General features: G+C 67.8%; 23 protein-coding genes. 12 read left to right on the top strand and 11 right to left on the bottom strand.

The features are described from left to right. Positions 1-21 precede the first annotated feature (21 nt). The 5 genes from AAC691_RS06715 to AAC691_RS06695 all read left to right on the top strand — a co-directional run bounded on the left by AAC691_RS06715 (position 22) and on the right by AAC691_RS06695 (position 4798). Positions 22-1278 carry a D-amino acid dehydrogenase gene (locus AAC691_RS06715; RefSeq protein ID WP_323991719.1) on the top strand — a complete coding sequence of 419 codons (1257 nt, stop codon included), beginning with the start codon at positions 22-24 and terminating at the stop codon, positions 1276-1278. A 131-nt stretch (positions 1279-1409) separates the two neighbouring features. After that, positions 1410-1823 carry a VOC family protein gene (locus AAC691_RS06710; RefSeq protein ID WP_342629431.1) on the top strand — a complete coding sequence of 138 codons (414 nt, stop codon included), beginning with the start codon at positions 1410-1412 and terminating at the stop codon, positions 1821-1823. An 85-nt stretch (positions 1824-1908) separates the two neighbouring features. Beyond that, entirely contained in the window at positions 1909-2748 is an 840-nt protein-coding gene (locus AAC691_RS06705; protein ID WP_342629430.1) for an aminoglycoside phosphotransferase family protein, read from the top strand. 1002 nt (positions 2749-3750) lie between these two features. Continuing rightward, on the top strand, positions 3751-4410 hold the full coding sequence (locus AAC691_RS06700) for a hypothetical protein (protein ID WP_342629429.1): 660 nt from the start codon (positions 3751-3753) through the stop codon (positions 4408-4410). A gap of 10 nt (positions 4411-4420) precedes the next feature. Beyond that, the gene (locus AAC691_RS06695; RefSeq protein WP_342629428.1) at positions 4421-4798 is read left to right on the top strand and encodes a hypothetical protein; all 378 of its coding nucleotides are present in this window, start codon (positions 4421-4423) and stop codon (positions 4796-4798) included. Between the two features lie 58 nt (positions 4799-4856). Here AAC691_RS06695 and AAC691_RS06690 read toward each other — a convergent pair whose 3' ends face one another. From AAC691_RS06690 to AAC691_RS06680, 3 genes are all read right to left on the bottom strand, one after another. Continuing rightward, positions 4857-6218, bottom strand: coding sequence for a cryptochrome/photolyase family protein (locus AAC691_RS06690; protein WP_408906065.1), 1362 nt, complete (start codon positions 6216-6218; stop codon positions 4857-4859). A gap of 77 nt (positions 6219-6295) precedes the next feature. Beyond that, positions 6296-7246, bottom strand: a complete 951-nt coding sequence (locus tag AAC691_RS06685; protein ID WP_342629426.1) for an AEC family transporter — start codon at positions 7244-7246, stop codon at positions 6296-6298. Between the two features lie 184 nt (positions 7247-7430). Then, complete coding sequence (locus tag AAC691_RS06680; RefSeq protein WP_342629425.1) at positions 7431-8336, bottom strand: NAD-dependent epimerase/dehydratase family protein; 906 nt, start codon at positions 8334-8336, stop codon at positions 7431-7433. 140 nt (positions 8337-8476) lie between these two features. Between AAC691_RS06680 and AAC691_RS06675 the strand changes: the two genes are divergently transcribed. From AAC691_RS06675 to dhaM, 4 genes are all read left to right on the top strand, one after another. Then, complete coding sequence (locus AAC691_RS06675; protein ID WP_342629424.1) at positions 8477-9418, top strand: LysR family transcriptional regulator; 942 nt, start codon at positions 8477-8479, stop codon at positions 9416-9418. A 144-nt stretch (positions 9419-9562) separates the two neighbouring features. Beyond that, positions 9563-10564 (top strand): dihydroxyacetone kinase subunit DhaK, encoded by a 1002-nt coding sequence (gene dhaK / locus AAC691_RS06670; RefSeq protein WP_323991711.1) that lies wholly within the window; start codon positions 9563-9565, stop codon positions 10562-10564. A gap of 4 nt (positions 10565-10568) precedes the next feature. Next, entirely contained in the window at positions 10569-11195 is a 627-nt protein-coding gene (gene dhaL / locus AAC691_RS06665) for a dihydroxyacetone kinase subunit DhaL (RefSeq protein WP_342629423.1), read from the top strand. A gap of 15 nt (positions 11196-11210) precedes the next feature. Further along, on the top strand, positions 11211-13547 hold the full coding sequence (gene dhaM, locus AAC691_RS06660) for a dihydroxyacetone kinase phosphoryl donor subunit DhaM (RefSeq protein ID WP_342629422.1): 2337 nt from the start codon (positions 11211-11213) through the stop codon (positions 13545-13547). Positions 13548-13550: 3 nt separating this feature from the next. Here the strand turns inward: dhaM and AAC691_RS06655 are convergent, their stop codons facing one another. Then, complete coding sequence (locus AAC691_RS06655) at positions 13551-13931, bottom strand: DUF488 domain-containing protein (protein ID WP_342629421.1); 381 nt, start codon at positions 13929-13931, stop codon at positions 13551-13553. 155 nt (positions 13932-14086) lie between these two features. On the opposite strand from AAC691_RS06655, the gene AAC691_RS06650 reads away from it, so the two are divergent. Next, entirely contained in the window at positions 14087-14908 is an 822-nt protein-coding gene (locus AAC691_RS06650) for a Ku protein (RefSeq protein ID WP_342629420.1), read from the top strand. Positions 14909-14922: 14 nt separating this feature from the next. Here AAC691_RS06650 and ligD read toward each other — a convergent pair whose 3' ends face one another. The 3 genes from ligD to AAC691_RS06635 form a co-directional block, all read right to left on the bottom strand. Then, on the bottom strand, positions 14923-17457 hold the full coding sequence (gene ligD, locus AAC691_RS06645; protein ID WP_342629419.1) for a DNA ligase D: 2535 nt from the start codon (positions 17455-17457) through the stop codon (positions 14923-14925). A gap of 3 nt (positions 17458-17460) precedes the next feature. Next, positions 17461-18300, bottom strand: a complete 840-nt coding sequence (locus tag AAC691_RS06640) for a Ku protein (RefSeq protein WP_342629418.1) — start codon at positions 18298-18300, stop codon at positions 17461-17463. Positions 18301-18378: 78 nt separating this feature from the next. Next, a complete protein-coding gene (locus AAC691_RS06635) occupies positions 18379-18882 on the bottom strand; it encodes a ferritin-like domain-containing protein (protein WP_342629417.1) in 504 nt (167 codons plus the stop codon). A gap of 337 nt (positions 18883-19219) precedes the next feature. Between AAC691_RS06635 and AAC691_RS06630 the strand changes: the two genes are divergently transcribed. Together AAC691_RS06630 and AAC691_RS06625 are read left to right on the top strand one after the other, a co-directional pair. After that, positions 19220-20116 (top strand): cytochrome c oxidase assembly protein, encoded by an 897-nt coding sequence (locus AAC691_RS06630; RefSeq protein ID WP_342629416.1) that lies wholly within the window; start codon positions 19220-19222, stop codon positions 20114-20116. Then, positions 20113-20748: an SCO family protein gene (locus AAC691_RS06625; RefSeq protein ID WP_342629415.1), complete on the top strand. Its 636-nt coding sequence runs from the start codon at positions 20113-20115 to the stop codon at positions 20746-20748. The genes AAC691_RS06630 and AAC691_RS06625 overlap by 4 nt, the downstream gene beginning before the upstream one ends. Here AAC691_RS06625 and AAC691_RS06620 read toward each other — a convergent pair. Genes AAC691_RS06620 through coxB form a run of 4 tightly spaced genes read right to left on the bottom strand, consistent with a single transcriptional unit; the run spans position 20735 to position 23914 of the window. Beyond that, positions 20735-21022, bottom strand: a complete 288-nt coding sequence (locus AAC691_RS06620; RefSeq protein WP_342629414.1) for a hypothetical protein — start codon at positions 21020-21022, stop codon at positions 20735-20737. The two genes, AAC691_RS06625 and AAC691_RS06620, sit on opposite strands and share 14 nt — an antisense overlap. Continuing rightward, positions 21019-21654, bottom strand: coding sequence for a cytochrome c oxidase subunit 3 (locus AAC691_RS06615; RefSeq protein ID WP_342629413.1), 636 nt, complete (start codon positions 21652-21654; stop codon positions 21019-21021). Before AAC691_RS06615 ends, AAC691_RS06620 begins: the two co-directional genes overlap by 4 nt. Further along, positions 21651-23273 carry a cbb3-type cytochrome c oxidase subunit I gene (locus tag AAC691_RS06610; protein ID WP_342629412.1) on the bottom strand — a complete coding sequence of 541 codons (1623 nt, stop codon included), beginning with the start codon at positions 23271-23273 and terminating at the stop codon, positions 21651-21653. Before AAC691_RS06610 ends, AAC691_RS06615 begins: the two co-directional genes overlap by 4 nt. Then, complete coding sequence (gene coxB, locus AAC691_RS06605; RefSeq protein ID WP_342629411.1) at positions 23270-23914, bottom strand: cytochrome c oxidase subunit II; 645 nt, start codon at positions 23912-23914, stop codon at positions 23270-23272. Before coxB ends, AAC691_RS06610 begins: the two co-directional genes overlap by 4 nt. Positions 23915-23923 lie beyond the last annotated feature (9 nt).

Genomic DNA, 23923 nt, shown 5'->3' with positions numbered 1-23923 from the left:
TTTCCGAAAGCATCGTCACGCATGAAAATCATCGTTCTCGGCAGCGGCGTGGTCGGCGTCACCTCCGCCTGGTACCTGGCCCAGGCGGGGCATGAGGTCACGGTCATCGACCGCCAGCCCGAAGCCGGGATGGAAACCAGCTTCGCCAATGCCGGCCAGGTCTCGCCGGGCTATTCCGCGCCGTGGGCCGGGCCGGGCGTGCCGCTGAAGGCCCTGAAATGGCTGATGATGTCCTATCGGCCCTTCGTCTTCTGGCCGATGCCGGACCCGCATCTGTGGACCTGGCTGGTACAGATGCTGGAAAATTGCACGACCGCCGCCTATGCCCGCAACAAGGGCCGGATGGTGCGGCTGGCGGAATATTCGCGCGACGTCATGCGCGACCTGCGGGCCGATACCGGCATCACCTATGACGACCGGCAACAGGGCACGCTGCAGATCTTCCGCACGCAAAAGCAGCTCGACGCCGCGGCCGGCGACATTCGGGTGCTGCAACGATACGGCGTGCCGTACGAGGTCCTGGACGCGGCGGGCTGCGTCCGGGCCGAGCCCGGGCTGGTCGACACGGCGCATAAATTCGTGGGCGGCCTGCGCCTGCCGGGGGACGAGACGGGCGACGCCTTCCTGTTCACCCAGCGCCTGGCGGCGATGGCGGCGCAGGCCGGGGTCGATTTCCGCTACGGCACCACCATCCGGGCACTGCGCGAGGAGGGCGGCCGGATTTCGGGCGTCGTCACCGATCGCGGCACGCTCACGGCCGACGCCTATGTGCTGGCGCTGGGCAGCTACTCGCCCGCGCTGGTGCGCAAGCTGGGGATCGACCTGCCGATCTATCCGGTCAAGGGCTATTCGCTGACGGCCAGGATCGTGAACGAGGCCCGCGCCCCGGTCTCGACCATCATGGACGAAACCTTCAAGATCGCCATCACCCGCCTCGGCCAGCGGATCCGCATCGGCGGCACCGCCGAACTGGCGGGCTTCAGCACCAGCCTGCGCGCGCCGCGCCGCGCCACCCTGGCCCACTCGGTCACCGATTTGTTTCCCGGCGGCGGCGACATCGCCGGCGCCACCTTCTGGACCGGCCTGCGCCCCATGACCCCCGACGGCACCCCGATCATCGGCCGCACCGGCATCGACAATTTGTTCCTCAATACCGGCCACGGTACCCTGGGCTGGACCATGGCCTGCGGCTCGGCCCGGGTCCTGGCCGACCTGCTCTCCGGCCGCATGCCCGAGATCCCGCACGAGGATCTGGGCGTCGTGCGCTACGGGCAGTAGCGGGGTCGCCGGCATGGGCGGGATGCGCCCGGGTTCCATGCCGGCATATGCCCTCACTTGAGACGAGTTTATGGTTTCTTGAAAGAAAACGACGAGCAAGAGCGGACATCAAGACGATAGCGAGGTCGGCGATGGGCATAACCGGGTTGAGCCATATCACCCTAGCGGTGGCTGAAGTGGAGCGGTCTCTGACCTTCTATCGCGACGTTCTTGGTTGCACGGTACGAGCCCTCTGGGCCGATGGCGCGTATCTTGAAGCTGGGTCGATCTGGCTTTGTTTATCCCGTGACGATAATGTTCCATCATCCCCGCGCCAGGATTATACCCATATCGCCTTTACCGTTTCCGAGGCGGAATACGCTCTTATAAGCGAACGGCTCATGATTGAATCCATCATCTGGAAGGACAATAAAAGCGAGGGAGACTCGATATATTTCCTCGATCCGGACGGACATAAACTTGAGATTCACATGGGGTCTCTTGAGACCAGGCTGTCTCATTATCGCGAGAACCCTTCAAAAGCTGTGCGCGTGTTCGATGTGTGACGATTATCGCCTCATGGCGGCCGATAGCCATATCCGATTCCAGTCCCGGTAGCAGACATGAACGCAAGGAGCAGTCCTGCGAAAAATGACGAAAATTCCCGAAGACGTCGCCGTCAAAACCGCCCGTTATTTGTCCGAGTGGGGTTTGACAGAAGATGGGAGACCGGCGGTGACGGCGACCTCATATCTGTTTCCGGTTGTTCACGCCGGAACACAGGCTATCTTGAAAATCTCAGCCGACACAGATGAATGCAGAGGCAACGCACTTATGGCCTGGTGGGATGGTAGTGGTGCTGCGCCCGTCATCAATCACGATCGAAATGCGATATTGCTGGAACGCGCTATGGGGCCAGGCTCGCTTGCTCAACTATCTCTGGCCGGCGATGATGACGACGCAACACGAGTAATTTGTGTAGTGGCAGCACAACTGCATTCACACAAGGCGCCATGTACGCCGGATATACTTCCCTTGGAAGACTGGTTTGACGATTTACTCCGCTTTGATGCTACGGCTGAAACCTGGCTAACAGACTGTGCGCATGAGGCCCGGAATCTTCTTGCTGAGCAAGCTGACCACACTATTTTGCATGGTGATTTACATCACGGGAATATTCTTGATTTTGGACCGAAAGGGTGGTTGGCGATTGATCCGAAAGGGCTCCGCGGTGAACGAGCGGCTGACTTTGCGGCTCTCTTTCTGAATCCTGATCTCGCTGAGCCAGATGGTCGCCACGTTACTGCCTCATCGCATTTTGTGTGCAGGGTTCAACTTGTTTCTACTCTGGCAGGCCTTGATCCCATTCGGCTGCTGCGTTGGATACGCGCCTGGAGCGCCCTTTCTGCGGTTTGGTTTCTGGAAGATGGCCTCACTCCGCTGGTCCAACGTCAGATCGTCGATCTGGCAAGCACCGCTCTTGAACGCTGAACAGCAAGAGGGCGGCTCACGCCTCGTCCATGCCGGACATCAATCCTTGCCGGCATCCCCGACACGTCCCCAACCTCCCCGCGATCCACGCCATGATCGCCGAAGGTGCGTCCGGGCCGAGCCGGGCTGATCGACACGGCGCAAGAATTCGTGGGCAGTCTGCGCGGCCCGGCACTGTCGGGTCGCCGTAGCAGCGTAGAGGATAAGATATCGAATTTGTAGAAATATTTCAGTAATTATTGTTCTATCATAAATAAATATTCAAAAAAAATCAGAAATATAATTGTAAATTTTTGAGGAAAATTCATCTCCCCGTCTCCAGCCAAGACGAATCGATGCATAGGGAGAAATCTACACCTCGTGCCCTCTTGACGACGCAAAAATCTCTTCCAATCTTCTCTCCGCCAGACGCCACCGGGTCTGGCATCGGTTGTGTGATCGGAAAACTGGGATCCATGTTGCTTTGATTGGAGGATGTGGATGTCGAAGCTGAAAGGACTCTATTTTCGCTATCGCCGCTCCCTGCGTATGACCGCCCGGAGATGGCGCAATCGACTGGAAGGAGGCGCGTCATGGTAACGCGTCCTTTCTTTGGCGACGACCCGCTGGCAGAGCGTATCCTCCTGGTGCTTCGGCGCCTCGGCCATGACGGAAGAGGCGTTACCCTGACGTCCCTGGCGGCGCATACGGGCATACCCGGGATCAGACTCCGCGCCACGCTGGAACGCCTGATCGAGACCGGAGCGGTCGTGCCTGCCGGATGTGACCCTCTGGCCTCGGATCTCGCATTCCGTCTGCCTTTGCATGCAAAAGCGGCACCGCCGGTGCCGGTGGCAGCATAAGGCACGGAGCGCGTCCCGGATCGGAAGCGTCCCTCTCGACCGGACTTGTCGTCCTGGTCGGGACGCATGGTGGAACGAGGCGGCGGCCTTCGGTTGCGGGGTCTTTCACTGAGAGACCCCGCGTTTGAGCGCCATGTATCGAAACAGCGAGAGCAAGGAGATGTCGAGCCTTATCCATTTTCTCAACCTGACGGCGTTTCAACAATATTGGCGTCGTCGTTCCTCTACGCACCGGTCATCGGGGGTGATGCGGTCAATACGGCTGTATCAAGGTGAAAACGCAGGCCGGAATGAACTGGTATGCAAGCAGGCCCGGCGTCTCAGCGAAGAGAAAGGATCACGCTTCGCGACCAGCCTCGTCCTGATGCTGCTGTTCGGAACCGTTGCGCCGGCACATGCTCAGTCTCTGCATGATGCACTCTCGTGCGAGGTGGAGACTCAGCCCATCGACATCGCGTCCATGTCGTTACCGCGGGCCGTTCAGACATTGGCCCGGCAGACCGGGTGTCCGGTCCTGGTCGACCCTTCCTTGCTGGCAGGGCGGAATGCGGTGGCGGTGAAGGGGGTCTACACGGCCCGGAACGCTCTGATGCATCTGTTCGGTGCCGCGCATGTGGACGTCGCCACCACCATTTCCGGTCTGACCGTCAGTCCCCTGGACGCGCAGGCTCTGGCTTCGGACGACGCCCGGCAGAGGCCGGATGACAGCGCGGTCGCGACGTCGCGGCTATCCCGCGCAGCACCGCGTGCACTGCATGCACCATTGAACCGCAGCGCGGCGAGATCGCAAGGCGCGGTCTCTTCTCACGAGCCGGTCTGAGGAGTGTGTCGTGACCCTTCATGCCTATACCCAGAACGGGAGCACGATGCCCCCGGCATTTCAGATCAACGCTGACCTGTCTGTTCTGCTGGCCGACTATCTGGGCGATGGCGAGCAGGATCGGGGATATGCAGCCTTGATGCGTCGGGCTGCTGACCACGGGATTTACGACCGGGTCGCCCGCTGGAGAACATCGCCACACCCGGACGCAACGACGGTGGCGGTAGTACGGACATTGCTGCCCGCGACGGACCGCATGCATATGGCGGACATTCTTGCCCTGTCGGTGGACTCCCTCGAACAGCAACTGACTGTCGCATTGCCAAAAGCCGTGCGGGAGCATGCGCGGACGGTGTCCTGTCGTCTGCCGCGCTGGCATCGGGTTTAAGCGGAGGCCGTGGGCCGGAAGGGCCTACGGCTCCGTCATCGTCCGGTGGCATCCGATGTCAAATCGTCTTCCAGGCTTTAAGGGCACGTTCACGTGCCATGCGATGATCGACGATGGGGGCAGGATAGTTGTCGGGGCGGCCGGAGATCCAGGGCGCATGGATGGCGTCGGCAGGAAGATGGGCAAGTTCGGGAACCCAGCGGCGAATATAGTCCCCGCCAGGATCGAAAGTCCGGGACTGGAGAAGCGGGTTCATAATTCGGAAATAAGGCGCAGCGTCCACGCCCGTTCCGGCACTCCACTGCCAGTTCATCGGGTTGCTGGCCGGGTCGTGATCGACCAGCGTGTCCGCGAACCATCGCTCTCCCTCTCGCCAGTCGATAAGCAGGTGCTTGACCAGAAAGGAGGCGACGACCATCCGGACCCGGTTATGCATCCAGCCGGTATGCCATAATTCACGCATCCCGGCATCAACCAGGGGATATCCTGTCCGGCCTTGCTGCCATGCCGCCAATTCGCCGGGACTGTCGCGCCACGGCATCGCGTCGAATTCCGGCCGTAAATTTCGCGTCGCTATATCCGGCGTGGAGTACAGGACCGACCATGCGAACTCTCTCCATCCCAGCTCGGTCAGAAACTTTTCGGCATAAGCGCCGCGCATCGCCGCATCCCATATCCGGCCGGGGCTGAGATGGCCGAACCTCAGAAAGGGCGAGAGCCGGGATGTCCTGTCCTTTGCAGGGAAATCCCGCTCGGCAGCATAGCGTGCCAGGTCGTATTGCAGGAAGGCGGCGAGCCGGTCCCGGGCACTCTCTTCGCCAGGTGTCCATGTTTCGTGCAGCCCGGCCGCCCAGTCCGGATGCGCGGGGCGCAATCCGTACCGCATGTCCTTTACGGTCAGGTGGTCGAGTGCTGGGGAAAGGCGCGCGAAGACGAGTTTTTCGGGCGCCGGATGAAGGAAAATCGCGGGAGGAAGCGCGCGGGCGGCGCGCCAGAATGCTGTAAAGATTTTATAGGGCTGACAGGAACGTGTGCGGACGGTCCAAGGTTCATGCAAAAGTGCCCCGGAAAAGCTCCGGACCGTGATTCCCTTTGCGTTCAGCATGGTCTCCACGGCGGTGTCCGTCTTTCGCCCTTGGGGATCGTAGCGGCGATTCCAGAACACGGCGCCGGCACCCGTCGCCTGGACGATGGCCGCAAGGACTTTCAGGGTCGGACCGCGAAACACGTGAAGCGCGCCTCCTTTTTTATGGAGGCTTTCGTCAAGCGACCGGATCGCGCCGTGCAGCCACCATCGCGCCGCAGCGCCGGGCAGGCGGTCGTCGTCAAGAACAGCGATGCATAAAACCGGCTGGCCGCGCCTTTCCGCTTCATGAAGCGCCAAATTGTCCGAGATGCGGAAATCCTCCCGGAACCACATGATCGTCGGAGAATGGATCATGGCGGCATGGTACGAAGCCGGTTTCTTCTGCGCAAGCGATCCTTAGGCCGTCGCCCTCAATGCGCCGCGATCCATGCCATGATCGCCGAAATCGAAACCACCGAAAGCAACGTCGAGGTCAGGATGGCGCGGCTGGCGACGTCGGCTTCGCGCTGGTACAGGCGGGCGAGCATGAAGGGGCCGGTGCCGGTGGGCAGGGCGCTGAGGACCAGGGCCTGGTTCGCCCAGGCCGGGTCGATGCGAAACACGCCGAACACCAGCAGCGCCGTCAGCGCGGGCTGGACCAGCATCTTCAGCCCGACCACCCGCGCCACCGCGCCGAGGGGCGCGCTTCTTCCGCTGGTCTCCGCCAGGAAGAGCCCGATCGTGACCAGCGCGCACGGGCTGGTCGCCGCCCCAAGCAGGCTGGCCAGTTGTTGCGCTGCCGCCGGCAGGCCCAGGCCGGACAGATTGACCGCCGCCCCGGCCAGCGGCGAGAACACCAGCGGGTTGCGCAGCAGCGCCAGGCCCACCCGCGCCAGCAATTGCAGCGTGCTGCGCCCGGCCAGTTCCTCCAGCTCGACCAGCGCGATGGCGACGGCGAACAGGCCGCAGACCGTCACCAGGGTCGCAATCACCACCGCGGGCAGGGCGGACGGCCCGAACAGGCCCAGGCACAGCGGCAGCCCCATGAAGGCGGTATTGGCATAGCCCGCCGTCAGCCCCTCGATCGCCGCGCCGGACAGCCGGTGCATGCGGTCGGCCGGGCGAAACCAGTCGAACATCCAGCCCAGGGCGAAGGTCGCCAGCGTCGCCAGCGTGAAGGCGACGGCAAAGCCCGGATGGTCGATCTGCGCCCGCGTGACCTGCGCCGTGCTGAGGAACAATTCGGCCGGCAGCGCCAGCCGGATCACGAACCGGTTCAGGATGTCCGTCGCCCCCTGGCCCAGCCAGTTCTGCCGCGCCGCGACGAAGCCGATCAGGATCAGGCCGAAGATCGGCAGAAGAACGGAAAGAATAGCATGCATGATTCGGCCATGCCATGCGGGGAAAGGCCGGTCAATGGACGGGATGATGCTGTAATCGCACTTATTCCGCCACGTCTTGCCCCACATCTTCCCCCATATCGGCCCCCCATATCGGCCCCCCATATCGGGCCGGAAACGACAGGCGGCGGCAGCCGCGCTGCCGCCGCCCTGTGTCACAAGCGCGTCAGCCGCGTTCCATGTCCCGTTTCATGTCCCGTTCCACCCAGTCGATGACGGAGCCGCGCGTCGGCGCCCAGCCCAGGTCGCGTCGCGCCTTGCCGGCGCGCACGCGGCTGTTCGACCCCAGCGCGAACACCGCCAGTTCGCGCCCCCACCGGGCGACGGCATCCGCCGCCGGCCAGGATTGCGCCGGCCCCAGCCCCAGCGCCCGGCCGATGGCCCCCACCAGCGCGCCGAAGGATTCCTCGCCGTTCTCGACATAATAGAAACTGCCGGCCGGCGCCTTTTCCAGCGCCAGCAGGTACAGGTCCGTCATGTCGGCGATATGCACGTTCGACCAGATATTCAGGCCCCGCCCGATATAGCGCGGAATGCCGCTTTCCCGCGCCTGGGCCACCAGCGGCGGAATCTGCACGCTTTGCGCCGGCGCGCCCAGCGTGTTGCCGTAGATCAGGCTGTTGCACAGCACGATCGTGCGGATTTCGGGCGCCGCATCCAGGATCAGCCTGTTCAGCGCCACCCGGTGTTCCTTGTCGGGCTCGGGCGTGACCGGCGTGTCCTCGGTAAAGATCCTGTCGGACGGCTCGCCCATCGCCTCGTCGCCCACCAGGCTGGTCCCGCTGGTATGGATGAAGGGCTTGCCGCCGCCCGAACCGGCCAGCAGGGCCTCGACCGCGCCCTGGTGGTCGCTGTCGGCGGCATTGATGACGGCATCGGCGGCCCGCGCCTCGGCCGTCAGCAGCGCCGCGTCGTCCAGCGTGCCGATCACCGGGATGATCCCGTGGGCCCGCACGGCATCCGCCTTGGCCGGGGCGCGGACCAGGCCGCGCACCTCATGGCCCCGGCCGGCCAGCACGGCCGCCACCGAACCGCCGATATAGCCGCTGGCACCGGTCACGAAAATCTTCATGGTGTTCTCCTGCTTGGGATCGCTCTTCCGCCACTCTGTCCGGCGGGCGGCCCCTTGATAATCCGTCCGTGTCGCACATGATCTGTGATCGGATTTCACAGAAGGGACGGATATAGAAGGGATGGGCATGGATAACGGGCATGGATAATCGAGCCGGCGAGATGATGGCATTCGCCCGCGTGGTCGCCGCCGGCAGCTTTTCCGAGGCGGCGCGGCAGATGCGCATGACGCCGTCGACGATCAGCAAGCTGGTCGCGCGGATCGAGGCACGGCTGGGCGTGCGCCTGGTCGAACGCTCGACCCGGCGCCTGTCCCTGACCGACGAGGGACGGCTCTATTACGAACGCAGCGCCACCCTGCTGGCCGAACTGGACGCGATCGAGGGCGAACTGGCCCAGGGCGCGCGCCATGCGGGCGGGACGGTGCGGATCAACGCCTCGGTGGCGTTCGGCACGCTCGGGATCGAGCCCCTGCTGCCCGCGTTCTGGCAGGCCTACCCCAACATCGTCATCGACCTCTCGCTGTCCGACGACATCGCGGACCTGTACCTGGACCGCACGGACATCGCGTTCCGCGTCGGTCCGCTGGCGGATTCCGGCCTGGTGGCGCGCCGGCTGGGCAGCGCCCGGCGCGTGATCGTCGCCTCGCCCCTCTACCTGGCCCGGCACGGCACGCCCCGGACGGTCGCCGATCTCGACGGGCATAATTGCCTGGGCTTCAATTTCCGCCGCGCGGCGCCGGTCTGGCCGCTGCGCCAGGACGGGCGGATCGTGGACCGCAGCGTCGGCGGCACGCTGCTGGCCAATAACGGCCCCAGCGTGCATCGCATGGCGCTGGCCGGAGTCGGCCTGGCGCGGCTGGCCGATTTTGATGTCTGCGCCGATATCCGCGCCGGCCGCCTGGTCGAAATCCTGGCCGACGCCGGACAGGGCGAGACCGAGGACATCCATGCCCTGTCGCTGGGCGGCCCGCACATGCCCTATCGCATCAGGCTGTTTCTGGACTTCATGGCGCCGCGCCTGCAGGCCTTCCTGCGCGACAACGCTCTCGATCGGCAGCCGGCCCCGCTCACCGTGTCGTAATCGGCGGAAACCCGGGCGCGGTCGCATGGTTTACCAATATGGGCGCCCGAGCCCGCGAAAAACGGGGCCGCCGAACGAAGCCCTGAAGAAGGGGCCCCGAAGAAGAAGCGCTGAAGGCCGGAGACGGCGCTTCGGAGAACCGGCATGAAGAAGCTGATCAATGCCCCCGAACAGGTGGTGACCGAGGCCCTCCAGGGCATGGCGGCGGCCTATCCGGATCTGCTGAAGGTGAATCTGGACCCCGACTTCATCATCCGGGCCGATGCGCCGGTGCCGGGCAAGACGGCGCTGGTCTCGGGCGGCGGCTCGGGGCATGAACCGATGCATGGCGGCTTTGTCGGGCTGGGCATGCTGGACGCGGCCTGTCCCGGCGCGGTGTTCACCAGCCCGACCCCGGACCAGATCCTGGCGGCGACCCGGGCGGTGACCGGCCCGCTGGGCGCGCTGCATATCGTCAAGAACTATACCGGCGACGTCATGAATTTCGAAATGGCGGCCGAACTGGCGAAAGAGGACGGGATTCCGGTCGAATCCGTCCTCATCGACGACGATGTGGCGGTCACGGACTCTCTTTATACCGCCGGGCGGCGTGGCGTCGGCGGCACGGTGCTGGCCGAGAAGATCTGCGGCGGCGCGGCCGAGGCCGGCGCCGACCTGCCGTCGCTGGTCCGCCTGTGCCGCGAGGTCAACGCCAATGTCCGCTCGATGGGCGCCGCGCTGACGCCCTGCACCGTGCCGCAATCCGGGCGGCCCAGCTTCGAGCTGGCCGGGAACGAGATCGAATTCGGCATCGGCATCCATGGCGAGCCCGGCCGCAGGCGCATCCCGCTGGAAAGCGCCGACCGCATCGCCGAGATGCTGATGGCGCCCATTCTCGCCGACCTGCCGTTCCGCCGCAACGACCCGGTCCTGCTGTTCGTCAACGGGCTGGGCGGCACGCCGCTGATCGAACTCTATATCGTCTATCGCGCCGCGCACCGCATCGCCGCCGCGCACGGGCTGCAGATCGTCCGCTCGCTGGTCGGCTCGTACATCACCAGCCTGGAGATGGCCGGCACGTCGATCACCCTGCTGCGCCTGACCGAGGACATGCTGCGCCATTGGGACGCGCCCTGCCTGACGCCGGCACTGCGCTGGGGGGCGTGATCCGATGCAGGCGCAGCAGGCGGATGACGTCGCCTTTTTGTGCGACTGGCTGCGCCGCGCGGCGCAGGCCATCGAGGAACGGCGCGACGTGCTCTCGGCACTGGACGCGGCGATCGGCGACGGCGATCATGGGGCGAACATGGCGCGTGGCTTCCGCGCCGTCGCCGAGAAGCTGCGCGACCCGCCGGCCGACGCGGCCTCGCTGTTCCGGCTGGTCGGCATGACCCTGATCGGCTCGGTCGGCGGCGCCTCGGGGCCGCTCTACGGCACGCTGTTCCTGGACATGGGCAAGGCGGCCAGGGGCGTCCCGGTGCTGGATGCGGCCGCCTGGCATGCGCTGCTGTCCGCCGGCGTGGCGGGTGTCGCAGCGCGCGGCAAGGCGGCGGCCGGCGACAAGACCATGCTGGATGCCCTGATCCCGGCGGCGGCGGCCCTGTCGGGGACCGACAGCGTGCGCAAGGCCCTGGCCAGGGCCGCCGATGCCGCGCGCAAGGGCGCGGACGCGACGATCCCGATGGTCGCCCGCAAGGGGCGGGCCAGCTATCTGGGCGAACGCTCGGCCGGCCACATGGATCCGGGCGCCGCGTCCTCGGCGCTGCTGCTGTCCATGCTGGCCGAAACGGCGGCCTGACATGATGGTCCCGGCATGATCGCGGCGGACATGGCGGCCCCGCCCACGGCGCCGGTCGCCCTGCTGCTGGTGTCGCACAGCGCGGCCCTGGCCGAGGCGACCGAAACGCTGGTCCGGCAGATGACCGGCGCGCGCGTCGCCGTCGCGCGCGCCGCCGGCGCCGGCCCGGACGGGCGCGAGCTGGGCACCGACCCGCTGGCCATCGTCGCCGCGATCGAGGCCCTGCCTGAAACCTGCCGCGCCATCGTCGTGCTGATGGATATCGGCAGCGCCCTGCTGAGCGCCGACATGGCGCGCGACATGGTGCCGGACGCGCTGCGCGCCAAATTGTACCTCTCGCCCGCCCCGTTCGTCGAAGGCGCGCTGGCGGCCGCGACGGCGGCCGGCGCCGACCTGCCGGTGGCGCGGATCCTGGCCGAGGCCGCGAACGCGCTGGGTGCGAAACATGCCGATATCGGGCCGCCCCAGGAGGCGCCGCCGCCCATTGCCGCCACGGCGCGCCGCCAGGTCGTCATCGCCGACCCAGCCGGCCTCCATTTGCGCCCGGCGGCATCCATCGTCGCGACGGCGGCGCGCTATGATGCGGATATCCGCCTGACGGTGAACGGGCGCAGCGCCCGGGGCGACAGCCTGACGGCGCTGCTGACCCTGGACGCCACGGGCGGCGCGACCTGCGTGATCGAGGCCGCGGGCCCGCAGGCCGACGGCGCGGCGGCGGCCCTGGCGGCCGTGCTGGCCCAGGCGCCCGCCAAGGAGTCGGTCCAGGAGCCCGCCCAGGCGCCGCTTTCCGCGCCGGCCGCCGAAGGGGTCCCTTCATCCGCGCCCGCCGGGGCGATTCCGGTCTCGCCCGGCCGGGTGACCGGGCCGCTGCATGTCGTCCGCCGCGCGATGCCGGCCATTCCCGACCACCCGGCCCAGGACCGCGATGCGGCGCGGCAGCGCCTGCAGGCGGCGATCGACGCCGCCTTCGCGCAACTCGGCGCCGGGGCGCCCATCATGGTGGCGCAGGCCGCGCTGCTGCGCGACCCGGCACTGACCGACCCCGCTTTCCTGGCGATCCGGCAGGACGGGCTGAACGAGGCCGCGGCCTGGTGGCGCGCGGTGACGGCGGCCCAGGCCCGCTATGACGCGCTCAGCGCGCCCTATCTGCGCGCCAGGGGGCAGGACGTGGCGGAAATCGGACGCGCGGTGCTGTGGCACCTGGTGCCCGAAAGCGCGCGGCCGGGTCCGGCCATCCCCGACACGCCCTGCATCCTGCTGGTCGATGCGCTGTCGGCGGCCGAGGCCGCGTCGCTGCCGGCCTCGGTCATCGGCGTGCTGGACCGGCAGGGCGGCGCGACCAGCCACGCCGCGATCCTGCTGCGCGGCGCCGGCATTCCCGCCCTGGCCGGCGTGATGCTGGACGGCACGCCCCGCACCGTCGCCTTCGACGGCGCGACGGGCGAGATCGTGGCCGACCCCGATGCCGCGACCGCCGCGCGTTTCGCGCAGCGCGTCGCGGGCGTGCTGTCCGACGGCCCCGCCAGCCTGCCCCTGCGCGACGGCACGATGCTGGAATTCTGGGCCAATATCGGCAGCGTGCGCGACAGCATGGCGGCCGCCGCCGCCGGGGTGGCGGGCGCGGGCCTGGTGCGCACCGAATTCCTGTTCCTCGACCGGCCCGACGCGCCGTCCGAGGCCGAACAGCAGGACCGGATCGCCGCCCTGCTGGCACCGCTGGCCGGCCGCCCGGTCGTGCTGCGCGTCCTGGATGCCGGGGCGGACAAGCCCATGCCCTTCCTGGCCCTGGCGCATGAGGACAATCCGGCGCTGGGCGTGCGTGGCCTGCGGGCGCTGCTGCGCCGTCCGGATTTCTTCCGCGCCCATCTGCGCGCGATCCTGCGGGCCGGGGCCGGCATGGACCTGCGCATCATGATGCCGATGGTCACCGTCGCCGACGAAATGCGCGCCGCCCGCGCCCTGGTGGCCGAAACCTGCCGCGCGCTCGCGATCGCCGTCCCGCCGGTCGGCGCGATGATCGAGGTCCCGGCCGCCGCGCTGCGGGTGCGCGACCTGGTGGAAGGCTGCGATTTCTTTTCGATCGGCACCAACGACCTGACGCAATATGTCATGGCGGCCGAACGCGGGCAGCAGGCGCTGGCCGCCTTCGCCGACGCGGCGCATCCGGCGGTGCTGGACCTGTGCGCGCATGTGGTGGCCCAGGCGGCGGGCCGGCCGGTCTCGGTCTGCGGCGAGGCCGCGGGCGATCCCCGCACGGCGCGGCTGCTGGTCGAGGCCGGAATACGGCGCCTGTCGATGGGCGTCGCGCGCCTGGCGTCGGTGCGGACGTGTTTCGCCACCGGACTGCCCTGACCGTCAGCCGCCTCGCGCCCGTTTCAGATATGCGGCCAGATACGCGGCCAGCACGATTGCCTGGTTATGCGCGGGATCATGGGCGGCATAAAGCAGCGTGACCGGGCCCGCCGCGACCTGCCGCATCAATTCCGCGACGGCGGCCGGGTTGGCGTCCAGTTCCGCGCGATAGCGCCGCGCGAACGCCGCCCATTTCGCCGGATCATGCCCGAACCACGCGCGCAGTTCGGCCGACGGCGCGACCTCCTTCAGCCACAGCGCCAGGCCGGCGTGGGCCTTGCTGATCCCCCGCGGCCACAGCCGGTCCACCAGGATGCGCGCCCCGTCATCGGGGGCGGGCGGGTCGTAGATCCGCCTGACGCGGATGGCGTGCTGCGTTTTCATCCCGACCGCTGATGACGCGCAAGATCCGGATTCGGTTGCTCCGGCGCGCGGCAACCCCGCCACCGGGCAACCCGGGCGCGGCGCCGGCGTTCGCAGCCTGTCGGCGAAGGGGCAGGCGGGGGGAGGCAGGCGGGGGGGCATGCCAGGGGGGCACCATGGCGGCACGCGCATTCTGGTCCGGCTATCTCAAACTGTCCCTGGTCACCTGCCCGGTGGCGATGATGCCGGTGCGGCGCGACAGCGGCGCGCTGCATTTCCACACGCTCAATCGCCGGACCGGCCACCGGGTGCTCAGCCGCTATGTCGATGCCCTGGACGGCCGGCCGGTGGCCGATGACGACCAGGTGCTGGGCTATCCGCGCGACGAGGAATCCTACGTCCTGCTCGAGGACGCCGAACTGGACGCGGTCGCGCTGGACAGCACCCATACGATCGACGTCACGCAGTTCGTGCCGGCCGGGCAGGTCGGCCTGGTCTGGTACGACACGCCGCATTTCCTGCTGCCCAACGATCCGGTCGGGGCGGAAGCCTTCGCGGTCATCCGGGCGGCCATGGCGGCCGGCAACATGGTCGGGATCTCCCGCCTGGTCCTGTACCGGCGCGAACGCGCCGTCCTGCTGGAACCCAGGGACCGGGGGATGGTCCTGTGGACGCTGCATTACGGGAACGAGGTCCGGGACGCCGCCGATTATTTCGCCCCCGCCGAGGACGGATACGGGCGCGCGGAAATGGGCCTGCTGCAGAAACTGATCGACCGGCAGAGCCGCCCTTGGGACCCGGACATGCTGGACGACCCGGTGCGCGAGAAACTGCTGGAGATGATCGCGGCCAGGCATCGCGGCCGCAGGCGGGCGAAAGCCGGCGCGGCGCCCGCACCCGGCGGCCAGGTCGTCAGCATCATGGACGCACTGCGGGCCAGCCTGGAGGAAACCGGCGGGGACGAAAGCGGAAAAGGAAAGCGGCGCAAACGGTCCTGACCGCCCACGGGCGTTCACGCCCGCCCACCTCCTGCCCGCCCGCCTCCTGCCCGCCCGCCTGTCGTTCGCCGCGCCGCCTCCAGCGGCCGGGCGGCGGCGTGGAACGCCGCCCATGGGTCCGCCGCCGGCGCCGCCAGCCGCGCGGCGATGGTGCCCAGGGTGAAATGGGCCGGGCCGATGTCCGGGCCCAGCTCGTCCCACGCCACCGGGGTGGCGACCGGCGCACCAGGCCGGGCGCGGGTGGAATAGGGGGCGACGGCGGTCGCGCCGCGCTGGTTGCGGAGGTAATCGATCAGAATCCGCCCATGGCGGCGTGCCTTGCTGAGGGTGGCGACGTATGCGCCCGGACTGTCCGCCGCCATGTCCTGCGCCAGGCCGCGGGCGAAGGCCTTGACCATGTCCCAGTCCGCCCGCGGCGCCAGCGGACTGACGACATGCAGCCCCTTGCCGCCCGACAGCTTGGCGAACGCCGCCAGCCCCGCCCGTTCCAGGCGCGCCCGGACCTCGCGGGCCGCCGCGACGACCGCCGGCCAGGGCACGCCTTCGCCGGGGTCCAGGTCCATGACGATCAGGTCGGGATGCTCCCAATCCCGGCTCGTGGCCCCCCAGGGATGGATTTCCAGACTTGCGGCCTGTACCAGCGCGATCAGCCCGTCCAGGTCGCGAATGCCGATGAGCCGTTCCCCCGCCGCCGCCCGGGGATCGTGCAGCGCAACGACAGGCTTGCCGGCGCCCTGCCACGGATGTTTCTGAAAGAACCGCGCCCCTCCGATCCCGGTCGGGCAACGCAGCAGCGCCAGCGGCCGATCGGTGATGAAGGGCGCGATATGCGGCCAGATCGCCGCGTAATACGCGGCCAGATCCTGCTTGGTGATGCCGGCATCGGGCCAATAGGGCCGGTCGGGATGGGTCAGGTCCATGGCGCGTCCTGTCGACGCAAGGGGCGTCTCCTCCCGGATGATGTCGGCGGCCGGCTTGTCCTCGCGCAGGCCGCGAAACGACGCCTGGCGCACATGCCCGTCGGCCGTCCAGCCCTGAAAGGCGATTTCGGCCACCAGTTCGGGGCGCAGATAGCGGATATCGCGCCGCTCCACGGCGGTCAGCGGCGTGGCGAACGGGCTGCGCGGAATGGTCAGCGGCGCCAGGCGGCGAAACAGGTCCCGCGCCATGTCGGCGGTAAAGCCGGTGCCGGCCCGCCCCACATGCACCAGCCGGCTTCGGTCATGGGCATCGTGGACCCCCAGCACCAGCGAACCGATCGCCCGCGGCGCGCTGCGCGAGGGCATGTAGCCGCCGATCACGAATTCCTGCCGCGCCCGGCATTTGGTCTTCATCCAGTCCCGGCTCCGCCCGGGCCGATAGGGCGCATTCCGCAGCTTGGAGACGACGCCCTCCAGCCCCAGCCGGCAGGCCTGGCGCAGCACCGCGTCCCCCGCCGCGCCGAAATGGGCGCTGAAGCGCAGCACGCCGGTCTCGGCGGATACCAGCCGATGCAGCAGCCCCTTGCGCGCGTCCAGCGGCGCCGCCTGCAGGTCGTACCCGTCGAGATACAGCAGGTCGAAGGCATAGAACGCGAAGCGATCGGTCCGCCCGGCGCTCAGATCGGCCTGCAGCGCCGAGAAATCGGACGCGCCGTCCGGCCGCTCCACCACCAGTTCGCCGTCGATCAGCGCATGCCGGACCGGCAAGGCGGCCAGGGCGGCGGCCAGTCGCGGGCCGAAGCGATCGCTCCAATCCAGCCCGGTCCGGGTCAGCAGCCGGACATGCCCGCCATCGATCCGGGCCAGCAGGCGATAGCCGTCGAACTTGATCTCATGCAGCCATTGCGGACCCCGGGGCGCGATGCGGGCCAGGCTGGCCAGGGCCGGCGCGACGAAATCGGGCAGCGTTCCGGCCCGCGCCCCCGGCAGGCCGCCCGGCGCGCCGGGCGCCGCCGCGTCATCGGCCGTAACGGTATCGGCCGTGCCCTGGCGGGCCGCGCTCTGGCCGGCTGCGATCTGGGCGATCGACCGTCCGGTGGCGATCGAATCCGGCTGTTCTTCCAGGATATCCGGATCGCTCGCCGCCCTGGCCGCATCGTCTTCGCCCTTGATCAGCAGCCAGTTCTCGCGCCGCTCCGGCTTGCGCGGGCGCATGCGCACCAGATGCCAGCGCCCGCGAAGCTTTTCGCCATGCAGTTCGAAATCCAGGTGGCCCTTCGCCAGGCCCGCCGCGGGGTCATGCAGCGGGGTCCATGTCCCCCGGTCCCACATTTCCACGGTACCGCCGCCATATTGGCCCCGCGGGATCACGCCCTCGAACCCGCCATAATCCAGCGGATGGTCCTCGACATGGACGGCCAGCCGCCGCGTGCCGGCGACCAGGCTGGGCCCCCGCGTGACGGCCCAGCTTTTCAGCACGCCGTCCATCTCCAGGCGAAAATCGTAATGCAGGCGCCGCGCCGCATGTTTCTGGACCACGAACATGTGCCCGCCCGCCGGGGCGGCATCGCCGGCGGGTTCCGGCGTCACGCGGAAATCGCGCTTCTGGCGATAGGATGCCAGGCCCATGGTTCATCCGGCCTTGCGACGCTGCGGCTTTCCGCGCCTGGCGTGGCCGGACGCGGGGCGGGCAGGGGGCGCGGACTGCGCGCTGGCCCGCAGCGCCGCCATCAGGTCGATCACCTGGCCGGCCGGACGCCGCGGCGGTGCCCGGGGCACCCGGCCGGCCAGCTTCGCCCGGATCAGGTCGCCCAGCGCGGCCTCGTACCGGTCGGTGAATTGCGTGGGGTCGAAATGACCCGATTTGCTTCGGATGATCTGCTGCGCCAGCGCGATCATGTCGTCGTCCAGCGCCAGGTCGGGCAGGTCGGCAAACGCCTCCTGCGCCGGATGGATTTCGTCCCTGGTGTTCAGGACGGTCGCGATCAGCCCGTCGCCCTCCGGCTGGATCAACAGGGTGCGGACGCGGCGGAACAGCACCGTCCGCGCCAGCGCCCCCACGTGCCTGGCGCGCATGGCATCGCGGACCAGGGCATGGCGCGCGCGCGCGTCCGCCGTGCCCGCCGCCAGGTAATAGGAACGATCCATGTACAGGTCATCGATCTCGTCGCTGCGCACGAACGCAGTCACCGACAGGATCTTGTCACTGTCCGGCACCGCCTCGGCGATGTCGTCCGCATCCAGGATCACGTATTCGCCCGGCTCGGTCTCATAACCCTTGACCTGGTCGTCCCGCTCCACCGGCTCGCCGGTGGCCTCGTCGACATAGTGCCGGCGAACCCGGTGGCCGGTGGCGCGGTTGATGATGTGAAACGCCACGCGCTCGGCGGTGGATACGGCCGTATAGAGCGCGACCGGGCAATCCAGTTCGCCGATCCGCAGCGTGCCGCGCCAATTGGCCCGCGCCGTCATGCAGATATCGCCATTACGCGCCTCCGTACGCGGCTCCCGCCACCAGCCGCGCCGGGCGGCCGGTGGCCCGTCCGGGCGTTACGCCGCCTGTTTGTTCAGCCGCTCCTCGGCCAGTTTCGTCAATTTGTCGTCGGCGGCGTATTCCTCGCTCAGGGTCATGCCCAGGATGTCCGCGCATTCCGGATGGCCCAGCTCCTTCGCCCAGGCGATCAGCGTGCCATAGCGGGTGATTTCGTAATGTTCCACCGCCTGGGCCGATGCGGCGATGGCGGCGTCCATCACCTGCGCATTGTCCACATCGCCCGACACGTCCTCGGCTTCCTCGATAATGCCGTCGATCGCCGGGCATTTCACGGTGGCGGGCGTGATTCCGCGCATCTGGAACACCTGTTCCAGGCGGACGACATGGCCTTTCGTTTCCTCGAGATGCGACCGCAATCCCTCCTTGAGCTCGGGGGACGATGCCTTGTCGATCATCTTCGGCAGGGCGCCGAGGATTCGCTTTTCGGCATAGAAGATATCCTTCAACTGATGCGTGAAGAGATCATTCATCGAATGCACGTCTTTTGTGAAAAGTCCCATGACACGTCTCGCATCGTTTCGCGGACGGGGCCAGGATCGCCCCCCGCTCGGGATGATGCCAGGGCTGGGCCGGCTGGCGGGCCTAATGTGCGCCCGCGCTTCCGTGGATGGAAGCCATGGTCACCGCGACGTGAAAAAGACGGCGGGGATGAAAAACAGGGGTGAAGATACCGCCGGAACCCGCCCGCATCCGCGCGGTTACGGTCGGCGGACAGGGTGGTGCCGGCAAAGGAGGAATGCCGTGTCTGGTGCGGCATGGCGGGACATGGCCAGGGCTTGGGCCAGGGCTTGGGCCAGGGCTTGGGCCAGGGCTCGGGCTCGGGCTGGGGAATGCGTCGTGCCGGCCGCGATCGTGCTGGCCGGCGGCGCGATGGACGTGCTGTGCGATCGCTGGCCCGCCCATCTGCCCTGGTGGATGCCCAGCGTTTTTTCCTGGCCCGTCTATGGCGGCTGCATGCTGGCGCTGTGGCTCTATTGCCGCGGCTGGCGGCGCCTGCGCCGCCGGGGGATGATATCGGGGATCGGGCCGGGACGGGCGCCCGTCTTCTTCCTGCTGGGGGTGGGGGCGATCTATGCGGTGCTGCAGACCCATTTCCTCTATGCCGCGCAGCATCTCTTCACCTTCAACCGGGTGCAGCATCTGGCGATGCATCATCTGGGGCCGTTCCTGATCGCGCTGTCCGACCCGGGGCCGGTACTCCGTCACGGGGCGCCGCGCCGGCTGCGGGCCGCCCTCGGCCGGCCGGCGATATGGGCGGTCATGCGGTGGGTGCAGCATCCCGTGCCGGCCTGCCTGCTGTTTTTCGGACTGGTCTGGCTGTGGCTGATCCCGCCCGTGCATGTCCGGGCGATGCTGGACCCGACCCTGTTCGCGGTCATGAATGCCGGCATGGTGATCGACGGCCTGCTGTTCTGGTTCCTGATCCTCGATCCGCGCCCGGGGGGAGGGGGTGGCATCCTTTCCCAGCCGGCGCGCCTGTTCCTGGTGACGGCGGTGCAGTTGCCGCAGATCGCCGCCGGGGCGGCGATCGCCTTCGCCGGGCGCGATATCTATCCCTATTACGACATATGCGGCCGGCTGGTCCCCGGCATCGATGCCGGGCTGGACCAGCAGATCGGCGGTTCGATCGTCTGCTATGGCGGCGGGATGATGAGCGCGCTCGCCGCCCTGATCCTGTTCGGCCGGCTATGGCGCGACGATACGCCCGCCGCGACCGTCCGGGGGGCCGCATGACCGGCCCGCTCGGGCGTCCGCCCGTCACGCGCCGCGCGGCGCTGGCGATGCTGGGCGGCGTCGCGCTCGCCGCCTGCCGGCGCCAGGCTCCCTGGTACGGCATGGACGTGCGCGGCATCTCGCCCGACCTGGCCTTCGCCCTGCATCGCGCGCCGCAGGGCCGGGCGGTGACGCAGGCCGATTTCCGCGGCACGATCTGCATGCTCTATCTGGGCTATACGCTCTGTCCCGATCTCTGCCCCATGACCATGAACTATGCGGCATCGGCCCTCGCGCGCCTGGGGGCGGCGGCGGGGGCTGTACGGGTGCTGTTCGTCACGGTCGATCCGCTGCGCGATACCGATGCGCGCCTCGGATCCTATGTCGCGCAGTTCGGCCCGTCCTTCGTCGGGCTGCGCGGCTCGGACGACGCTCTGGCCCGCCTGGCCGCGCGCTATCGCCTGGCCTACGACGTCACCCCGGGCCCTCCCTATCGCGTGACGCACAGCGAGGCCCTCTATGTCTTCGACCGTGCGTCGCGGGCACGCCTGCTGATTTCCACCGAGCATGACGGCAACGATCCGGCCGCATGCATCGCCGCCGACCTGGACCGCCTGCTGCGCGAGCCCGGGCCGGACGTCAGGGGGGCATGACGGCGGTGCGCGTCAGCGGATCGATGATCCCCAGCCCCAGCATGACCGTCAGCCACACCACGCAGGCGATCGCGAAGATGCGCGACAACGCCGAGCCATTGCGCAGATTCATGAAGAACAGGGCAACCAGCGCCGCCATGGCCAGGCCGAACAGCGGCGCCCAGTCCGGCCGCCCCAGCACGCGCGTGACCAGAAGCTGCGCCGCCAGCAGCCCGGCCAGCGCCAGCCAGGTCAGGCCATAGGGCAGGTAGGGATGGCGGGCGGGCGGCTTCACGACGCACCCAGATAGATCAGCGAAAACAGAATCATCCACAGCAGGTCGACGAAACTCCAATAGAGCCCCACCGCTTCGACCGGGGTGTAATATCCCGGATGGACCCGGCCGCGCGCGGCCAGCCGGCCGATCCACGCGATCAGCCCCAGCCCGATCGCCAGATGCGCCATGTGCAGGACCGTTCCCAGCCAGTAGAACATCCAGAACAGGGCGGCGCCCGGCGGCGTCGCCGGGTCGCGGGCGATCGCGCCGGGCAGCAGGTGCCGCGCAAGATCCAGGCGCCATTCGTAAAGTTTCAGCCCCATGAAGACCAGTCCCAGCAGCCCGGTCGCCAGGCAGAGCAGGATCAGGCGCCGCCTGTGGCCTAGCCGGACCGCCGGCAGGCCGCAGGCGAACAGCGCGCTGGAGGTCATCAGCACCATCGTGTTGATCGTGCCGATCGCAAGGTCGGTCTGCCGCGCCGCCTGGGCGAAACCGGCCGGGAAACGCACCCGATAGGTCAGCCAGGCCAGGAACAGCCCGCCGAAGAACAAGCCCTCGGTCGCCAGGAACAGCCACATGCCGGCAATCGCGGTCGCGGCTTGCTCGCGCATGTCGCGAAACTGGAATTCCACCCGGTCCTGGATCGTCATGGCGGCATGTCCTCTTCCCGGCGGGGATAGGCATAGGGCGGTCCGGTGACCACCGGAATGACGGCGAAATTCTCGGTGGGCGGCGGAGAGGCGGCCTGCCATTCCAGCCCGGTCGCCCCCCACGGATTGGCCGGCGCGCGCGCGCCGCGCAGCAGCGACGCGCCCAGATAGACCAGCGGCAGGACATAGGCCGCCGCCAGGATCAGCGCGCCCCCGGTGGACATGACGTTCAGCGCGGTGAATTGCGGGTCATAGGACGCATAGCGCCGCGGCATGCCCAGATAGCCCAGGATATATTGCGGCATGAAGGTGACGTTGAAGCCGGCGAACAGCAGGATCGCGGCACAGCGGGACCAGAAGGCCGAATAGAGCCGCCCGGTCATCTTGGGCCACCAGAAATGCAGCCCGGCGAAGAAGGCGGTGACCATGCCGCCGACCATGATGAAGTGAAAATGCGCGATGACGAAATAGGTATCGTGCAGATAGACGTCCGCCCCCAGCCCGGCCAGGAACAGCCCGGACAATCCCCCGGTGGTGAACAGCCCCACGAAACCCAGCGCATAGAGCATCGGCGCGTCGAGGCGGACATAGCCGCGCTCCAGCGTGCCGATCCAGTTGAACACCTTGATCGCCGACGGCACCGCGACGCCATAGGACAGCAGCGAGAACACGGTGTTCGAAAAGGTCGAGACGCCGGCCACGAACATATGGTGGCCCCAGACGAAGAAGCTGATGACGCCGATGGCGATGCTGGCCCAGGCGACGAACTTGTATCCGAACAGCGGGCGCGAGGCGAAGGCCGGAATGACCTCGCTGACGATGCCGAAGCCCGGCATGATCATGATATAGACCGCCGGGTGCGAATAGAACCAGAACAGGTGCTGGAACAGCAGCGGATCACCGCCCATGACCGGGCCGAAGAATCCCACCCCCCAGATCCGCTCGGCCGCCATCATCATCAGGACCATCGTCAGCACCGGCGTCGCCAGCACGTTCAGCATGCTGGTGGCATAGAGCGACCAGCAGAAGATCGGCAGCCGGTACCAGGTCAGGCCCGGCGCGCGCAGCCGGTGGATGGTGATGATGAAATTCAGCCCCCCGGCGATCGAGGAATAGCCCGCCAGGATGATGCCCAGCGCCGCCAGCGCCACCATGCCGTGCGCATAACCGGTCGAAAACGGGGCATAGAAGGTCCAGCCGGTATCCAGCCCGCCGCGAAAGAACGCGGTCAGCACGCAGGCCCCGCCGGCCAGGAACAGATACCAGCTCGCCAGGTTCAGGCGCGGAAAGGCCAGGTCGCGCGCGCCGACCATCAGCGGCAGCACGAAATTTCCCAGCACGGCCGGCGCCGCCGGCACCAGGAAGAACCAGACCATGATGATGCCGTGCATGGTGAACAGCCGGTCATAGGCCGCCCGCGACCCCAGCAGCCCCGCCGGCGACAGCAGGTTGAAGCGGATCAGCGCCGCTGCCGCGCCCCCCAGCAGGAAGAACAGCAGGATCGTGCCCATATACAGCAGGCCGATGCGCTTATGGTCGGTCGTCAGCAGCCACGAGCGCAGGGTCAGCCCGTCGGTCAGGTAATTCCCGCCGGGCGCGTGGGATGGCAGGACGTTCATGGGGCCGCTCCTTCAGCCGGAGATGCCGCGTCGCCGCCGGGATGATCCAGCCAGTCCCGATAGGCGGCGGCCGGCATGACGATCACGTGGCCGACCATCAGCGCATGGTCCAATCCGCAATATTGGTCGCAATACAGGCGAAACCGCCCGGTGCGGGTGGTATGGAACCAGATCATCGTATAGCGGCCGGGCAGCACGTCGCGCTTGATGCGAAAGGCCGGCACCGAGAAATCATGGATCACGTCCTCGGACGTCATGACGATCTCGATGTCGCGATCCACCGGCAGATGCACCAGGTTGATCTCGCGCACGCCGTTCGGCTGCTCGGCCTTCCACATCCATTGCTTGGCGGTGACCGCGATCTTCATCGCGCCCTCCGGCGCGTGCATCTGGCGCAGATACAGGTCCGCCGCCCACACATCCAGCACGAAGAAGGCCAGCATGGTCGCCGCCGTCCAGCCGACTTCCAGCCCGAACGTCCGGGTCGGCAACGGCCTGCGCCGCATCGGGTTGCCGGCCCGGAACCGCCAGCCGAAATACACCATCAGGCCGAAGACCAGCACCAGCACCAAAGCGCTGACCACGACCAGCGCCAGCAGCAGCCAGTCGGTCTCGGCGGCGGTGCGGGTGGCGGCGATCATGCCGCCCGC

The organism is Nguyenibacter vanlangensis (assembly GCF_038719015.1).
Taxonomy (GTDB): Bacteria; Pseudomonadota; Alphaproteobacteria; order Acetobacterales; family Acetobacteraceae; genus Gluconacetobacter; species Gluconacetobacter vanlangensis.
The sequence above is the reverse complement of the archived record's forward strand: the minus strand, read 5'-3'. Positions and strand labels throughout refer to the sequence as shown.

What these genes read in the sequence shown, in the direction of transcription:
- AAC691_RS06625 (WP_342629415.1), top strand. Translation starts at nt 20,113, where the DNA reads ATGACCGGCCCGCTCGGGCGTCCGCCCGTCACGCGCCGCGCGGCGCTG.
- AAC691_RS06675 (WP_342629424.1), top strand. Translation starts at nt 8,477, where the DNA reads ATGGATAATCGAGCCGGCGAGATGATGGCATTCGCCCGCGTGGTCGCC.
- AAC691_RS06650 (WP_342629420.1), top strand. Translation starts at nt 14,087, where the DNA reads ATGGCGGCACGCGCATTCTGGTCCGGCTATCTCAAACTGTCCCTGGTC.
- AAC691_RS06715 (WP_323991719.1), top strand. Translation starts at nt 22, where the DNA reads ATGAAAATCATCGTTCTCGGCAGCGGCGTGGTCGGCGTCACCTCCGCC.
- AAC691_RS06685 (WP_342629426.1), bottom strand. Translation starts at nt 7,246, where the DNA reads ATGCATGCTATTCTTTCCGTTCTTCTGCCGATCTTCGGCCTGATCCTG.
- dhaK (WP_323991711.1), top strand. Translation starts at nt 9,563, where the DNA reads ATGAAGAAGCTGATCAATGCCCCCGAACAGGTGGTGACCGAGGCCCTC.
- AAC691_RS06690 (WP_408906065.1), bottom strand. Translation starts at nt 6,218, where the DNA reads ATGTGGTTCCGGGAGGATTTCCGCATCTCGGACAATTTGGCGCTTCAT.
- AAC691_RS06610 (WP_342629412.1), bottom strand. Translation starts at nt 23,273, where the DNA reads ATGAACGTCCTGCCATCCCACGCGCCCGGCGGGAATTACCTGACCGAC.
- AAC691_RS06680 (WP_342629425.1), bottom strand. Translation starts at nt 8,336, where the DNA reads ATGAAGATTTTCGTGACCGGTGCCAGCGGCTATATCGGCGGTTCGGTG.
- ligD (WP_342629419.1), bottom strand. Translation starts at nt 17,457, where the DNA reads ATGGGCCTGGCATCCTATCGCCAGAAGCGCGATTTCCGCGTGACGCCG.
- coxB (WP_342629411.1), bottom strand. Translation starts at nt 23,914, where the DNA reads ATGATCGCCGCCACCCGCACCGCCGCCGAGACCGACTGGCTGCTGCTG.
- dhaM (WP_342629422.1), top strand. Translation starts at nt 11,211, where the DNA reads ATGATCGCGGCGGACATGGCGGCCCCGCCCACGGCGCCGGTCGCCCTG.
- AAC691_RS06635 (WP_342629417.1), bottom strand. Translation starts at nt 18,882, where the DNA reads ATGGGACTTTTCACAAAAGACGTGCATTCGATGAATGATCTCTTCACG.
- AAC691_RS06640 (WP_342629418.1), bottom strand. Translation starts at nt 18,300, where the DNA reads ATGACGGCGCGGGCCAATTGGCGCGGCACGCTGCGGATCGGCGAACTG.
- AAC691_RS06705 (WP_342629430.1), top strand. Translation starts at nt 1,909, where the DNA reads ATGACGAAAATTCCCGAAGACGTCGCCGTCAAAACCGCCCGTTATTTG.
- AAC691_RS06710 (WP_342629431.1), top strand. Translation starts at nt 1,410, where the DNA reads ATGGGCATAACCGGGTTGAGCCATATCACCCTAGCGGTGGCTGAAGTG.
- AAC691_RS06700 (WP_342629429.1), top strand. Translation starts at nt 3,751, where the DNA reads ATGTCGAGCCTTATCCATTTTCTCAACCTGACGGCGTTTCAACAATAT.
- dhaL (WP_342629423.1), top strand. Translation starts at nt 10,569, where the DNA reads ATGCAGGCGCAGCAGGCGGATGACGTCGCCTTTTTGTGCGACTGGCTG.
- AAC691_RS06615 (WP_342629413.1), bottom strand. Translation starts at nt 21,654, where the DNA reads ATGACGATCCAGGACCGGGTGGAATTCCAGTTTCGCGACATGCGCGAG.
- AAC691_RS06655 (WP_342629421.1), bottom strand. Translation starts at nt 13,931, where the DNA reads ATGAAAACGCAGCACGCCATCCGCGTCAGGCGGATCTACGACCCGCCC.